12 protein-coding genes and 1 tRNA gene are annotated in these 15,770 nt (G+C 55.0%); all 13 read right to left on the reverse strand.

Going from position 1 to position 15,770, the window contains the following annotated elements:
• Positions 1–68: 68 nt before the first annotated feature.
• Positions 69–2,150, reverse strand: a complete 2,082-nt coding sequence (fusA, locus tag TH4_RS20240; protein WP_008892340.1) for an elongation factor G — start codon at positions 2,148–2,150, stop codon at positions 69–71.
• Between the two features lie 27 nt (positions 2,151–2,177).
• Positions 2,178–2,645: a 30S ribosomal protein S7 gene (gene rpsG / locus TH4_RS20245; RefSeq protein ID WP_007092426.1), complete on the reverse strand. Its 468-nt coding sequence runs from the start codon at positions 2,643–2,645 to the stop codon at positions 2,178–2,180.
• Positions 2,646–2,657: 12 nt separating this feature from the next.
• On the reverse strand, positions 2,658–3,029 hold the full coding sequence (gene rpsL / locus TH4_RS20250; RefSeq protein WP_008892339.1) for a 30S ribosomal protein S12: 372 nt from the start codon (positions 3,027–3,029) through the stop codon (positions 2,658–2,660).
• 371 nt (positions 3,030–3,400) lie between these two features.
• Positions 3,401–7,588 carry a DNA-directed RNA polymerase subunit beta' gene (gene rpoC, locus TH4_RS20255; RefSeq protein ID WP_008892338.1) on the reverse strand — a complete coding sequence of 1,396 codons (4,188 nt, stop codon included), beginning with the start codon at positions 7,586–7,588 and terminating at the stop codon, positions 3,401–3,403.
• A gap of 108 nt (positions 7,589–7,696) precedes the next feature.
• Positions 7,697–11,863: a DNA-directed RNA polymerase subunit beta gene (gene rpoB / locus TH4_RS20260; protein ID WP_063087030.1), complete on the reverse strand. Its 4,167-nt coding sequence runs from the start codon at positions 11,861–11,863 to the stop codon at positions 7,697–7,699.
• Positions 11,864–12,241: 378 nt separating this feature from the next.
• Complete coding sequence (gene rplL, locus TH4_RS20265) at positions 12,242–12,619, reverse strand: 50S ribosomal protein L7/L12 (RefSeq protein WP_063087031.1); 378 nt, start codon at positions 12,617–12,619, stop codon at positions 12,242–12,244.
• 55 nt (positions 12,620–12,674) lie between these two features.
• The gene (gene rplJ, locus TH4_RS20270) at positions 12,675–13,193 is read right to left on the reverse strand and encodes a 50S ribosomal protein L10 (protein ID WP_008892334.1); all 519 of its coding nucleotides are present in this window, start codon (positions 13,191–13,193) and stop codon (positions 12,675–12,677) included.
• Positions 13,194–13,472: 279 nt separating this feature from the next.
• Positions 13,473–14,171, reverse strand: a complete 699-nt coding sequence (gene rplA / locus TH4_RS20275; RefSeq protein WP_008892333.1) for a 50S ribosomal protein L1 — start codon at positions 14,169–14,171, stop codon at positions 13,473–13,475.
• 4 nt (positions 14,172–14,175) lie between these two features.
• Complete coding sequence (gene rplK, locus TH4_RS20280; RefSeq protein WP_008892332.1) at positions 14,176–14,604, reverse strand: 50S ribosomal protein L11; 429 nt, start codon at positions 14,602–14,604, stop codon at positions 14,176–14,178.
• A gap of 107 nt (positions 14,605–14,711) precedes the next feature.
• Positions 14,712–15,242: a transcription termination/antitermination protein NusG gene (gene nusG / locus TH4_RS20285; RefSeq protein ID WP_008892331.1), complete on the reverse strand. Its 531-nt coding sequence runs from the start codon at positions 15,240–15,242 to the stop codon at positions 14,712–14,714.
• Between the two features lie 2 nt (positions 15,243–15,244).
• The gene (gene secE, locus TH4_RS20290) at positions 15,245–15,442 is read right to left on the reverse strand and encodes a preprotein translocase subunit SecE (RefSeq protein WP_040824880.1); all 198 of its coding nucleotides are present in this window, start codon (positions 15,440–15,442) and stop codon (positions 15,245–15,247) included.
• Positions 15,443–15,492: 50 nt separating this feature from the next.
• Positions 15,493–15,568: transfer RNA gene (locus TH4_RS20295), tRNA-Trp, on the reverse strand.
• 131 nt (positions 15,569–15,699) lie between these two features.
• Positions 15,700–15,770, reverse strand: a 71-nt coding sequence (locus TH4_RS21070) for an EF-Tu C-terminal domain-related protein (RefSeq protein WP_198525954.1), incomplete at its 5' end; no start/stop codon positions are given.

The following is a 15,770-nucleotide window of genomic DNA, read 5'->3' on the forward strand; positions in this document are numbered from 1 at the left end:
TAACGTGCGGTTTTGTACGCTCAAACTTTTCTTTAGCCATTTCTAACTCCGTTTATTCTAGCTGGCCCTTAGCCGGCCGATTTGGCTTTGACTTCGTCCGCAACTGCCTGCGGGACGTCGGCATAATGATCGAACTGCATCACGAACTGGGCACGGCCCTGGGACATGGAGCGCAGCGTGTTGACGTAACCGAACATGTTCGCCAGCGGTACGAACGCGTTAACAACGCGTGCAATACCACGGGAGTCCATGTCACGGACCTGGCCACGACGGCTGTTCAGGTCGCCAATGATATCGCCCATGTATTCTTCCGGGGTCACTACCTCGACCTTCATGATCGGCTCGAGCAGCTTCGGAGAAGCTTTTGCCAAACCTTCGCGGAATGCTGCGCGAGCAGCGATTTCGAAGGCCATGACGCTCGAGTCAACGTCGTGGTATGCACCGTCCGTCAACTTGATAGAGAAGTCGGTTACAGGGAAGCCTGCGATCACACCGCTCTGCAGCGAGCTTTCGAGACCTTTCTGTACGCCCGGGATGTATTCCTTCGGAACGTTACCGCCAACAACGGTATCGGAGAAGGAGAAGCCCGAACCCGGTTCACCCGGGGTGAAGGTCAACTTGATACGTGCGAACTGACCCGAACCACCCGACTGTTTTTTGTGGGTGTAGTCGATATCGACTTCTTTCGAGATCGTCTCACGGTAAGCAACCTGCGGCGCGCCGACGTTTGCTTCGACTTTGAATTCACGCTTCATACGATCGACAAGAATGTCGAGGTGAAGTTCGCCCATACCGGAAATGATGGTCTGGCCGGATTCGTGGTCGGATTTAACGCGGAACGACGGATCTTCCTGTGCAAGACGTGCAAGGGCGAGACCCATTTTTTCCTGGTCGGCTTTCGATTTCGGCTCAACAGCGATTTCGATAACCGGATCCGGGAATTCCATACGCTCGAGAATGATCGGCTTGGCCGGGTCACAAAGGGTATCACCAGTGGTGGTGTCCTTCATGCCAACCAGAGCAACGATGTCGCCCGAGCATGCGTATTTGATTTCTTCGCGGTTGTTTGAATGCATAAGAAGCATACGGCCGATACGTTCTTTTTTCTCTTTAACAGAGTTGAGAACATACGAACCGGCATCCAGAACACCGGAATAGATACGAATGAAGGTCAAGGAACCGACGAACGGGTCGGACATGATCTTAAACGCAAGAGCCGAGAACGGTGCTTCGTCGGTCAGCGGACGGGTATCCGGCTCGTCTTCGGTGTTCGGCTTAACGCCACGAACATCGTCGATGTCATCCGGAGCCGGCATGTAGTCGACAACAGCATCAAGAAGCGGCTGAACGCCTTTGTTCTTGAACGCGGTACCCAGAAGGACCGGAACAAGGTTACCAGCGATCGTACCTTTGCGGATGCACTTCTTGATAACTTCCTCGGTCGGCATTTCGCCTTCGAGGTAAGCTTCCATTGCTGCTTCGTCGCACTCGACAGCCTGTTCGATCAGGGCTTCGCGGTATTCCGCAGCCTGGTCAGCAAGCGAGTCACGGATGTCGCGATATTCGAATTCTGCACCAAGGCTTTCGTCTTTCCAGACGATTTCCTTGTTGCGAACCAGATCGACAACACCTTCGAATTCGCCTTCGGAACCAATCGGCAGCTGCATAACAGCAACATTGGCACCGAGACGTTCTTTCATCATCTCAACGCAACGGAAGAAGTCCGCACCGGTACGGTCCATTTTGTTGACAAAGCACATACGCGGTACGTGGTATTTGTCGGCCTGGCGCCAAACGGTTTCGGTCTGCGGTTCAACACCGGAAACGGCATCGAATACCGCGCAAGCACCATCGAGAACGCGGAGCGAACGTTCAACTTCAATCGTGAAGTCAACGTGGCCCGGGGTGTCAATGATGTTAACACGGTGATCGTTCCAGAAGCAGGTAGTTGCAGCAGACGTAATCGTGATGCCGCGTTCCTGTTCCTGTTCCATCCAGTCCATGGTCGCGGCGCCGTCGTGGACTTCGCCAATCTTGTAGGACTTGCCGGTGTAGAAAAGAATTCGCTCGGTTGTCGTGGTTTTACCAGCATCGATGTGTGCCATGATGCCAATATTGCGATACCGAGAGATCGGAGTACGTTGTACCATAATCGACTCTTGATCCTGAGGTCTGGGTTACCAGCGATAATGAGCGAAAGCCTTGTTGGCTTCGGCCATACGGTGGGTATCTTCGCGTTTCTTGACGGCCGAGCCACGGTTGTTGGCTGCGTCCATCAGTTCGCCTGCAAGACGACCAACCATGGTGGTCTCGGAACGTTTGCGCGCAGCGTCAACCAGCCAACGAATGGCCAGAGCCTGACGACGCTCGGAACGAACTTCAACCGGAACCTGGTAGGTAGCACCACCAACACGGCGCGAACGAACTTCGACGTTCGGCTTCACGTTATCCATGGCTTCGTGGAACTGGGCAACAGGGTCTGCACCCTTGCCTTCCATAACTTCCAGGGCACCATAAACGATCTTTTCAGCTGCGGATTTTTTACCATCCAGCATCAGACCGTTCATGAACTTGGTCAGAACCTTATCGCCATATTTGGCGTCAGGCAGAACTTCGCGCTTTTCAGCAGCGTGACGACGTGACATCTGAGCTGCTCCTTATTTCGGACGCTTCGCGCCGTATTTCGAACGACGCTGTTTACGGTCTTTGACACCCTGCGTATCGAGGGTACCGCGAATGATGTGGTAACGGACACCCGGCAAATCTTTTACACGGCCGCCGCGGATCATTACGACGGAGTGTTCTTGCAGGTTGTGGCCTTCACCCGGGATGTAAGAGGTAACTTCGTAGCCGTTGGTCAAACGAACACGAGCAACCTTACGAAGTGCCGAGTTCGGCTTCTTCGGGGTAGTGGTATAGACACGGGTGCAAACGCCGCGTTTCTGCGGGCATGCTTCCAGTGCCGGAACCATATCGCGCTGGGTGCGCGGAGTCCGCTTTTTGCGGATCAACTGGTTAATAGTGGGCATTAACTTTCCCTTTTACTTTAACGGACGCCACTAGGGCGTTGCTCTTATCGACGCACGACGAGCGACCACGCGTCTTTGTACAAGTACAAAAACACGCGCGGACGCCCATAAAAGCAGGAGTTCCTGCCTCGACGGCCGTCAGAGTCGCACTCAAGCGATGGGGGGCGAAAACCGCCCGCTACCGCACAAAACGGCACCGGCACAGTTGCACCCCCCTAGATTCGGTGGGCGCATACTAGTGACGGGCCCCTTTTGCGTCAAGCAAAACCCTCTGGGCCTTCGAGTTGGCGCTTCAAACGCCGAAACGAGCCGGTGCGTCGATAAGAGTCCGGCTCGTTTCTGATTCTTTTTAACTGTCTGACGCGACGAACTTATTCGCCTGCCGGCAGTGAAGCAGTATCGGATTGCGGACCAAAGTTGTCGCCGATTTCCTCTTCTGCTTCGATCTGTACATTCTTGTCGCGTTCGGCAGCCAGTGCACGGAAGCGGTTCATCACCGCACCGGTACCAGCCGGGATCAGACGACCCACGATGACGTTCTCTTTCAGACCGATAAGCGTATCGGTTTTGCCCGAGACAGCAGCCTCGGTAAGAACGCGCGTGGTTTCCTGGAACGACGCGGCCGAAATGAAGGAGTGCGTCTGGAGCGAGGCTTTGGTGATCCCCTGGAGGACCGGTGCGCCTTCGGCCAGTTCGCCGCCTTCTTTAAGAGCACGTTCGTTTTCGGCATCAAAATCAACGCGGTCAATGATTTCGCCAACCAGAAGCGTGGTGTCACCCGGTTTGGTGATTTCCACTTTCTGCAGCATCTGACGTACGATGACTTCGATGTGCTTGTCGTTAATCTTCACGCCCTGCAGACGGTAGACTTCCTGGATCTCGTTGACCAGATAATCTGCCAGTGCCGGGACGCCCATAACACGCAGAATGTCGTGCGGAACCGGTGAACCATCGAGAAGCTGATCGCCCTGCTCGACGAAGTCGCCTTCCTGAACGGCAAGGTGCTTGCCTTTCGGGATCAGGTATTCGACCGGTTCGGTCAGACCCGAGTCTTCGAGCGGATGAACCACGACGCGACGCTTGTTCTTGTAGTCCTTGCCGAATTCGACGCGACCCGGGATATCCGAGATAATCGCGTGTTCTTTCGGTTTACGGGCTTCGAACAGCTCGGCAACGCGCGGCAGACCACCGGTAATGTCACGGGTTTTCGAACCTTCACGCGGAATACGCGCAAGCACGTCACCAGCGGCGACCTTCTGACCGTTCTCGACCGAGAGAATAGCATCAACCGAGAGGAAGTAACGGGCTTCAAGACCGTTATCCAGGTTGATGACCTCGCCGTTTTCGTTACGCAGGGTAACACGCGGCTTGAGGTCGGATGCCTTCGGCATGCTCTTCCAGTCGATAACCGTCTTCGAGGCGATACCGGTCGCTTCGTCATAAACTTCGCGAATGGTTACGTTCTCGAGAAGGTCGACATAGTTCACGTAACCTTCTTTCTCGGTGATGATCGGCAGGGTGTACGGATCCCATTCAGCCAGTTTCTGGCCACGGGTAACCTGCGCGCCTTCATCGGTCAGAAGTTTCGCACCATACGGAACACGATATTTCGCACGTTCACGACCGGTCTTGTCGATCAACAGGATCTCGAGGTTACGCGCCATGACGATGTTCACGCCCGACGAGTTCTCGACAACCGCGCGGTTTTTCAGTTTCACGGTGGCATCGAAGTTTGCTTCGACACCGGAAACTTCTGCACCACGCTGCGCGGCACCACCAATGTGGAACGTACGCATGGTCAGCTGGGTACCCGGTTCACCGATCGACTGTGCGGCGATAACACCGACAGCTTCACCGATATTGACCGTGGTACCGCGGGCCAGGTCACGACCATAGCAATGGCCGCAAACACCGGTTTCGGCGTCACAGGTCAGAACCGAACGGATACGCGCCATTTCGACGCCAGCCTTTTCGATCAGATCAAGGTGATCTTCTTCGACCATTTCGTTCTTCGGTACGATGATTTCACCGGTCGACGGATTGACAATCTCGTCAGCGGTGAAGCGACCGAGGATACGATCAGACAGGGTTTCGATAACCTCACCGGAGTCGACGACGGCTGCGATGTCGAGACCACGATCGGTACCGCAATCATGCTGAGTGATGATGCAGTCCTGGGCCACGTCAACGAGACGACGGGTCAGGTAACCCGAGTTCGCCGTTTTCAGTGCGGTATCAGCCAGACCTTTACGAGCACCGTGAGTGGAGTTGAAGTACTCCTGCACGGTCAGGCCTTCTTTAAAGTTCGAAATAATCGGCGTCTCGATGATCGAGCCATCCGGTTTCGCCATCAGGCCACGCATAGCAGCCAGCTGACGCATCTGGGCGGCAGAACCACGGGCACCGGAGTGCGCCATCATGTAAACCGAGTTCACATTGTCACCTTCTGCCGTTGCCGAGATGACTTTCATCATCGCTTCGGAAACGTCGTCGGTGCACTGTGCCCAGGCGTCAACAACCTTGTTGTATTTCTCACCACGGGTGATGAGACCATCCTGGTACTGCTGCTCGTATTCCTTGACCTTTTCGTGGGTCTCGCCAACCAGCTTTTCCTTGGCGTCCGGAATGATCATGTCATCCTTGCCAAACGAAATACCGGCTTTACATGCCCAGTTGAAACCAAGGCCCATCATGCGGTCAGCAAAGATAACGGTCTCTTTCTGGCCACAGTGACGATAGACGACGTCGATAACGTTCGAGACGTCTTTCTTGGTCAGCAGCTTGTTGATGGTCGAGAACGGAATGCGCGGATGACGCGGCAGAAGTTCCGACAGCAACATGCGGCCCGGGGTGGTGGCAACACGAACGGTGATCGGTTCGTTGTTTTCATCAACCGTGTGGTAACGGGCATTGACCTTGGAATGCAGGTTTACAACACCTTCATCCAGTGCCTGCTCGATCTCGGCGATGTTGACAAACGACATGCCCTCGCCCGGCTGACCATCACGCTCCATGGAGATGTAGTACAGACCAAGGACGATGTCCTGCGACGGCACGATGATCGGTTTACCCGACGCCGGCGACAGGATGTTGTTGGTCGACATCATCAGGGTACGTGCTTCAAGCTGAGCTTCAAGCGACAGCGGTACGTGAACAGCCATCTGGTCACCGTCGAAGTCCGCGTTAAACGCAGTACAAACGAGCGGGTGCAGCTGGATGGCCTTACCTTCGATCAGAGTAGGTTCGAACGCCTGAATACCAAGACGGTGCAGCGTCGGTGCGCGGTTAAGCATGACCGGGTGTTCACGGATAACCTGTTCAAGGATATCCCAAACTTCGGCACGCTCTTTTTCCACCATGCGCTTTGCAGCCTTGATGGTGGTCGCCATCCCGTACAGTTCCAGCTTCGCGTAAACGAACGGCTTGAACAGTTCGAGCGCCATTTTCTTCGGCAGACCGCACTGGTGCAGTTTCAGGTTCGGACCCACGGTAATAACCGAACGACCGGAATAGTCGACGCGTTTACCCAGAAGGTTCTGACGGAAACGACCCTGCTTACCTTTAAGCATGTCCGACATCGATTTGAGCGGACGCTTGTTGGCACCGGTGATCGGACGACCGCGACGGCCGTTATCAAACAGCGCGTCAACCGATTCCTGAAGCATACGTTTTTCGTTACGCACGATGATATCAGGCGCACGAAGCTCGATCAGGCGCTTCAGACGGTTGTTACGGTTGATCACACGACGGTAAAGGTCGTTCAGATCCGAGGTCGCGAAACGGCCGCCATCCAGCGGAACCAGCGGGCGCAGTTCCGGCGGAATGACCGGGATCACTTCAAGGATCATCCATTCCGGGCGCGCGCCGGATTCCTGGAAGGCCTCAATCAGCTTGAGACGCTTGACCAGCTTCTTGCGCTTGGCTTCGGAATTGGTTTCCTTGAGGTCGATTTTCGCGGTTTCGCGTTCTTCATCAAGGTCGATCGCCGCAAGCATATCGCGGATGGCCTCTGCACCGATACCGGCGCGGAAGCTGTCTTCGCCATATTCTTCCTGGGCGGTCATATACTGGTCTTCGGACAGGAGCTCACCCATTTTAAGCGGGGTAAGGCCCGGTTCGATAACCACATAGTTTTCGAAGTACAGAATGCGCTCAAGATCCTTGAGCGTCATGTCCAGCAGCAGACCCAGACGGCTCGGCAGCGACTTCATGAACCAGATGTGGGCAACAGGTGCCGCCAGTTCGATATGGCCCATACGTTCACGACGTACTTTGGCCAGAGTCACTTCGACGCCGCACTTCTCACAGATAATGCCGCGATACTTCATACGCTTGTACTTGCCGCACAAGCATTCATAGTCCTTCACCGGACCAAAAATGCGCGCACAGAACAGGCCGTCGCGCTCCGGTTTGAAGGTCCGGTAGTTGATGGTTTCCGGTTTCTTGATCTCGCCGAACGACCAGGAGCGGATACGCTCCGGGCTGGCAATCTGAATCCGGATCTGATCGAAGCTCTGGGTGCCCTGCGGCTGCCCGAAGATCTTCATCAACTCGTTCATAAAGGCTCTCCCGCTATGCCCGGTCTCGCCGGGTTTCGCCAATTTCAGGCCGAAAGATGCGATTTGGCGACCGGGATGCCCGGATGGGCCCCCCTGTCAGCCAAACACTTAGAAATCGTTCTGCTCAAGCTCGACATTGAGGCCAAGCGAACGGAGTTCTTTAACGAGAACGTTAAAGGATTCCGGAATGCCGGCTTCGAAGGTGTCTTCGCCGCGAACAATGGCTTCGTAGACCTTGGTACGGCCCGAAACGTCATCCGACTTGACCGTAAGCATTTCCTGGAGGGTGTAAGCGGCACCGTAAGCTTCGAGTGCCCACACTTCCATCTCCCCGAAACGCTGGCCACCGAACTGCGCCTTACCACCCAGCGGCTGCTGGGTAACAAGAGAGTACGGACCAATCGAACGTGCGTGGATCTTGTCGTCGACCAAGTGGTGCAGTTTGAGCATGTAGATATAGCCCACTGTCACCTTGCGATGGAATTTCTCACCGGTACGACCGTCATAGAGGTCGACCTGGCCAGAGCCATCAAGGCCTGCTTTTTCAAGCATGCGAACAACATCCGGCTCACGGGCACCGTCGAAGACCGGGGTGGCCATCGGGACGCCGCGACGCAGGTTGTTACCAAGTTCAATGACTTCGCCATCAGAAAGCTCTTTGATGCCGGCGATGTATTCTTCGCCTTCGTAGACATCATTAAGCTTGCTGCGCAGGTCATCCATCTCGCCACGACCATCGGCAACAGCATCGACGAGTTCGCCGATCTGTTCACCCAGACCACGAGACGCCCAACCAAGGTGGGTTTCAAGGATCTGGCCGACGTTCATACGCGACGGAACACCCAGCGGGTTCAAAACGATATCGACCGGCGTACCGTCTTCGAGGTGCGGCATGTCTTCAACCGGCATAATGCGCGATACGACACCCTTGTTCCCGTGACGGCCGGCCATTTTATCACCCGGCTGCATTTTACGTTTAACTGCGACGAAGACTTTGACCATCTTCATCACGCCCGGCGGCAGTTCGTCACCGGCCTGCAGTTTGTCGACCTTGTCATCGAAGCGGGCCTGAAGAACAGCAATCGATTCCTCGAACTGTTTTTTCAGAGCTTCGATGTCAGACATGACATTGTCATCTGCAACAGCGATCTGGCGCCAAAGACCACGGGCAACACCCGACAGGCTTTCTTCGGTCAACTCGCCGGTCAGGCCCTTCGGACCATCGACCAGTTTCTGACCAACCAGAAGGTTCTGCAAACGACCATAGAAGTTACGCTCGAGGATCGCGCGTTCGTCGTCGCGGTCCTGTGCGAGACGTTCGATTTCTGCGCGTTCGATCGCCAGAGCACGTTCGTCCTTGTCAACGCCACGACGTGAGAACACGCGGACTTCAACAATGGTACCGAACTGTCCCGGCGGGACACGAAGCGAGGTATCGCGAACGTCAGATGCTTTTTCACCGAAGATGGCGCGCAGAAGTTTTTCTTCCGGCGTCATCGGGCTTTCGCCCTTCGGCGTTACCTTACCGACGAGGATATCGCCCGGCTTGATTTCCGCACCGATGTAGACAATGCCCGCCTCGTCGAGGTTTTTGAGCGCTTCTTCACCGACGTTCGGAATATCACGGGTGATTTCTTCCTGGCCGAGCTTGGTATCGCGGGCCATGACTTCGAATTCCTCGATGTGGATCGAGGTATAGACGTCATCGCGGGCAATACGTTCGGACAGAAGGATGGAGTCCTCGAAGTTGTAACCGTTCCACGGCATGAACGCGACGAGCACGTTACGGCCGAGGGCGAGTTCACCCATATCGGTACACGGACCATCCGAAATGATGTCACCCTTCTGGACAACATCGCCAACTTTCACCAGCGGACGCTGGTTGATGCAGCTGCCCTGGTTGGAACGCTGATATTTCAGCAGGGTGTAAATATCGACACCCGATTCCGAAGCAGCAATGTCACCAGTTGCGCGAATGACCATACGGGTCGCGTCAACGGATTCAACAACACCATCACGGCGTGCGATCAGGGTTGCACCCGAATCACGTGCCACCGGAACTTCCATACCGGTCCCGACATACGGAGCCTCGGAGCGGATCAACGGAACCGCCTGACGCTGCATGTTCGAGCCCATCAGTGCGCGGTTCGCGTCATCGTTCTCGAGGAACGGAATGAGCGCGGATGCGACCGATACCAGCTGCTTCGGCGAGACGTCCATGAGGTCGATCTCTTCGGAGCGGGCCATGTAGTGGTCACCGGCCTTACGAGTGTTGATCAGTTCGTTGGTAAAGCTGAAGTCAGCGTTAAGCGGTTCGTTTGCCTGTGCGATGACATAACGGCCTTCTTCGATCGCCGAGAGGTAAATAACCTCTGCGGTGACGTTACCGTCGACAACCTTACGATACGGGCTTTCGATGAAGCCGTACTGGTTGACGCGGGCAAAGGTCGCCAGCGAGTTGATCAGACCAATGTTCGGACCTTCCGGCGTTTCAACCGGGCAGATACGACCATAGTGGGTCGGATGAACGTCACGCACTTCAAAGCCTGCACGCTCACGGGTCAAACCACCCGGGCCAAGCGCCGAAAGACGACGTTTGTGGGTAATTTCCGAAAGCGGGTTGGTCTGGTCCATGAACTGCGACAGCTGCGAGGAGCCGAAGAATTCACGAACAGCAGCCGCAACCGGCTTGGCATTGATCAGGTCATGCGGCATGACGTTGTCGATCTCGACCGAGCTCATACGCTCGCGGATCGCACGTTCCATACGCAGCAGACCAACGCGGAACTGGTTTTCCATCAGCTCGCCAACCGAACGCAGACGACGGTTACCGAGGTGGTCAATATCGTCAATCTCGCCACGACCGTCTTTCAGGTCGATCAGAACACGGACGACTTCCAGAATGTCTTCGCGACGCAGGATACGAACGGTGTCTGCACATTCGAGGTTCAGACGCGCATTCATTTTCACGCGGCCAACCGCGGAAAGGTCATAACGCTCTGAATCGAAGAACAGGCCCTTGAACATGGCTTCCGCACCCTCGAGGGTCGGCGGCTCACCCGGGCGCATCACGCGATAGATGTCCACAAGGGCTTCTTCGCGGTTGCTGTTCTTGTCCAGCGCCATGGTGTTGCGCAGATACGGACCAACCTGGTTGTGGTCGATCATCAGCAGACGAACGGAATCAACACCCCATTCTTTCAGCTGCTCGAACACTTCCTCGGTCAGTTCGTGGCCGGCTTCTGCCAGGATCTCGCCGGTTTCACCATCGATGAGGTCATCCGCCATGAACCAGCCGTTAAGCTGCTCTTCGGGCACGAGGATCTCGGTGACACCCTGTTCGGCGATTTTGCCAGCAGAACGCTTGGTGATCTTGGAACCAGCCGCAGCAACAACTTCGCCGCTTTTGGCATCGATCAGATCGAAGACAAGCTTCTGGCCAATGTAACGCTCGACGCTGAAATCGGTAACCCAACCATCCTTGGTGCGGCGATATTCAGCCGACTCATAGTAATAGTTGAGGATTTCTTCCGGGGTCAGACCTTCGATTTCCGACGGATCGACAGAGCGGCCTTCTTCGGCACGCTGTGCACGCAGCTGTTCGGACTCTTCGTTTTCAAGAGCCATAAGCAGCGTGGTCGCCGGCAGTTTGCGGCGACGGTCGATACGGACGTAAAGAATGTCTTTGGCATCGAATTCGAAATCGAGCCAGGAACCACGATACGGAATGACACGTGCGGCAAACAAATATTTGCCCGAGCTGTGGCTCTTGCCCTTGTCATGGTCGAAGAAGACGCCCGGCGAACGGTGCATCTGGGAAACAATCACACGCTCGGTGCCGTTCACGATAAAGGTACCGTGTTCGGTCATGAGCGGCATGTCGCCCATGTAAACGTCCTGTTCCTTGATATCGCGGATCGAACGGGCACCCGTGTCCTCGTCGATATCCCAGACAACCAGACGCAGGGTAACGCGCAGCGGTGCGGCAAAGGTCATACCACGCTGGCGGCACTCTTCGGTATCGTATTTGGGCTGCTCAAGCTCATAGGAAACAAATTCAAGAGTTGCGCGTTCCGAAAAATCTTTAATCGGAAAGACGCTCTTGAATACTTCCTGAAGACCTGCATCGTCTCGCTGCTCCTGCGAGATTCCGGTCTGCAAAAACTTATCGTAGGAATTCTTTTGAACCTCGATGAGATTCGGGAGCGGAGCGACTTCGCTGATCCGTCCAAAGCTTTTGCGGATGCGCTTTCGACCAGTAAAGGACTTATCCATCATCGTTCCTTTAATCGCGCCTCCCCACACCGTCCGAACTCGTTCGTCCCTGCTCTGTCACGTTCGCGAGTCGCGCAAAACGCATACAGCACAACGACGCCCGAGCCCCGTACGGGGCGGGCGTTCACTTGATTATGACTGTGGATGTTATTTGACATCCAACTTGATTGAGATCACTGATCCCTCGGCTGTCGACGCCGTCAAAGATAACCTCTGACCTAAACGGCCTTACGTTATGTACGATTACCTTTGGCAGCGTCAACCGTTAAATTCCTGTTCGCGCCTCTGCACGGGCTCGGCACGATTGCCGTAGTGCACAGAGACGGAAGGGCCGGCGCCCGAAGGACGCCGACCCAGACCTTGGCAAGAAGCCGTCGATTATTTGAGTTCGACGGTTGCGCCGGCTTCTTCCAGCTTCTTCTTGATTTCTTCGGCTTCGTCCTTAGCAACGCCTTCTTTGACGGCTTTCGGAGCGCCTTCAACCAGGTCTTTGGCTTCTTTGAGGCCAAGACCGGTGATGCCGCGTACTTCTTTAATGACGTTGATTTTCTTGTCACCAGCAGAAGCGAGGATAACGTCGAATTCGGTTTTTTCTTCAGCAGCAGCACCACCGGCAGCAGCGCCACCAGCAGCAGCAACAGCTACCGGAGCAGCGGCGGAAACGCCCCACTCTTCTTCGAGCATTTTGGAAAGTTCTGCAGCTTCAAGAACGGTGAGCTTGGAAAGCTCGTCAACGAGTGCCTTAAGATCGGCCATTTTACTATACTCCTAGGCTTGAACTTAGATATCTGAGATATCTGATTACTTTGGTTTACGCGGCTTCGCCTTTGTCGGCATATGCCTTCAGCACCTGGGCGATCTGGCCCGCCGGCTTGGAGGTCAGCGTAGCGATACGCTGTGCCGGGGTCTGGATCATACCAACCAGTTTCGCACGAAGTTCGTCCAGCGACGGCAGTTCTGCCAGAGCTTTGATGCCCTGTTCATCGAGAACCTGTTCGCCGATGGCACCAGCAACAAGAACCAGCTTGTCGTTGGATTTCGCGAACTCGGAGGCTACTTTTGCGACCGAAGCCGGATCAGCTGAGTAGCCAATCGCGGTCGGACCGGTGAAGTAGTCTGCAAGACCAGCAAATTTGGTGCCTTCCAGAGCAAGTCGCGTAAGCCGGTTTTTGGTGACCTTGAAGCCCGCACCAGAATCACGCATCTGTGCACGAAGAGCGGTGATTTCAGCAACCGTCAGACCCTTATACTGGGTGATGACGACGCCTTCCGCACCTTCGAACACTTCGCGCATTTCTGCTACGAACTGTTGTTTTTCATCGCGGTTCACTTTTAGTCTCCGACATTGCTTATTGCCCTGAACCCCACAAGGAGGTTCACAGACGCGACCAGTCCTTTCGAACTGGTCTGTGACGCCCGTCCGTTTGCCAGATGTTCAAGCCTTGTGTGATTCCCCGATGGGGAAAACTAAGAACCGGAACCTCTGCCTATGCAGGGAATTAAGAGTGGCAAATCCCACTCACCTGCAGTCTGGGACAGACAGGTAGAGAGGGCCTAAAGCCCTCTCCGGTCCTGACCGATCCGAAGACCGGTCAGAATTCGAAATTTCTTACTTCGACGCGATGTCAGCAATCGACAGTTTCACGCCAGCACCCATGGTGGAGCTGATCGCAGCGCGCTGCAGGTAAACACCTTTTGCGCCTGTCGGTTTTGCTTTAACGATCGCATCGACGAATGCTTTTGCATTCGCAAGGATCTGTTCTTCGCTGAACGATGCCTTGCCGATACCTGCATGAACGATACCGTTTTTCTCGGCGCGGAACTGGACCTGGCCAGCTTTTGCGTCGGAAACAGCGGTCGCAACATCCATGGTTACGGTGCCGAGTTTCGGGTTCGGCATCAGGCCGCGCGGGCCGAGTACCTTACCGAGACGGCCGACAACAGCCATCATGTCCGGGGTTGCAATAACGCGATCATAGTTCAGATCGCCTTTCTGCATTGCTTCCATCAGGTCTTCGGCGCCAACAGCGTCTGCACCAGCTTTCTGGGCTTCTTCTGCTTTGGCTTCTTTTGCGAAGACAGCAACGCGCATGGTTTTACCGGTACCATGCGGCAGGGAAACAACACCACGGACCATCTGGTCAGCGTGACGCGGATCAACACCAAGGTTCATAGCCATTTCGATGGTTTCATCGAATTTGGCTTTTGCACCTTCTTTGACGAGCTTTACAGCAGCTGCAAGTTCGTACTGGGTGTTACGGTCGATGCCCTCATAGGCCTGGGCAAGGCGTTTACCAGTCTTGGCCATCGTCTTACTCCACAACCTCGAGACCCATCGCACGGGCAGAGCCCTCGATCATTGCCATCGCGCCATCAACGTCAAATGCGTTGAGGTCAGCCATTTTGGCTTCTGCGATTTCTTTGACCTGTGCTTTGGTTACTTTACCAACATAACCTTTACCGGTGGTGCCGGAGCCCTTGGCAATGCCTGCTGCCTTTTTCAGGAAGTAGGATGCCGGCGGGGTTTTGGTTACGAAAGAGAAGGAACGGTCGGAATAAACGGTGATGACGACCGGAATCGGCATACCAGGTTCCATCTGCTGGGTCGCTGCGTTGAACGCCTTGCAGAATTCCATGATATTCACGCCGCGCTGACCAAGAGCCGGGCCGACAGGCGGCGACGGGTTGGCTTTGCCGGCGGGAATCTGCAGCTTAAGATAGCCGTCGATTTTCTTCGCCATTAGGGTACCTCTTAAAGAAGCGCGCGGTACGGCCATGGCTGACCTCCCGCGCTTTGATTGCTGCCTGCGTATACAAGCAGCGACTTAAATTTTCAAGATCGTTTTTTTTAAAGCTTCTCGACCTGGGTGTATTCCAGCTCGACCGGAGTTGAACGACCGAAGATCGAAACAGACACCTTCAGGCGTGCACGTTCTTCATCAACCCCTTCGACAATCCCGTTAAACGATGCAAACGGACCGTCGGAAACACGTACTTCCTCGCCGATATCGAATGCGATGGTCGGCTTCGGACGATCAACACCTTCCTGCACCTGATGCAGAATGTGCTGAGCTTCCTTTTCGGAAATCGGCATCGGCTTGCCACGGCTGCCGAGGAAATCGGTAACCTTGGCGGTGTTCTTGACCAGATGCCAGCTTTCGTCAGTGAGATCCATCTTCAGCAGGACATAGCCCGGGAAAAACTTCCGCTCGGCATTGACCTTTGCGCCGCGACGGACCTCGACAGTCTCTTCGGTCGGCACCAGAACTTCTTCGATCTCGCCTTCCAGACCTTTCTTGATGGCCTGTTCGCGGATCGACTGGGCGACCTTTTTCTCAAAACCGGAGTGAACGTGCAAAACGTACCAGCGATGCGCCATAATCAACCCCCAACACCAAAGACCAGCTTAACACCCCATGCGAGGAGCTGATCGACAACAAAGAAGAAAACAGACGCAAGAGCAACCATCACGAAAACCATGATGGTCGAAACAGTCGTTTCCTTACGGGACGGCCACGAAACTTTTTTCGCTTCGGAGCGGACCTGCTGTACGAATTGTGCTGGCGACGTTTTAGCCATTGTCGGGGTTACACCGCTTTCTAATGCTTTATTTCACAACCCGGAAAAAGTGGCAGGAGAGGAGGGACTCGAACCCCCGACACTCGGTTTTGGAGACCGATGCTCTACCAACTGAGCTACACTCCTACAAGACATCAGAAAGTTGAAAAGCTTATCTTCTTCCTGACTAAATCCCGCCCGGGTGGCGGGGTGTGCGGGCGGGTTATAGCCGCCCGCACATCCAAGATCAAGCACTCAATCGTGCAAAATCTCAAAAATTATTCGATGATTTTCGCAACAACGCCCGCGCCGACGGTGCGACCGCCTTCACGGATTGCGAAACGCAGAC

The organism is Thalassospira tepidiphila MCCC 1A03514 (assembly GCF_001662875.1).
Classification (GTDB): domain Bacteria; phylum Pseudomonadota; class Alphaproteobacteria; order Rhodospirillales; family Thalassospiraceae; genus Thalassospira; species Thalassospira tepidiphila.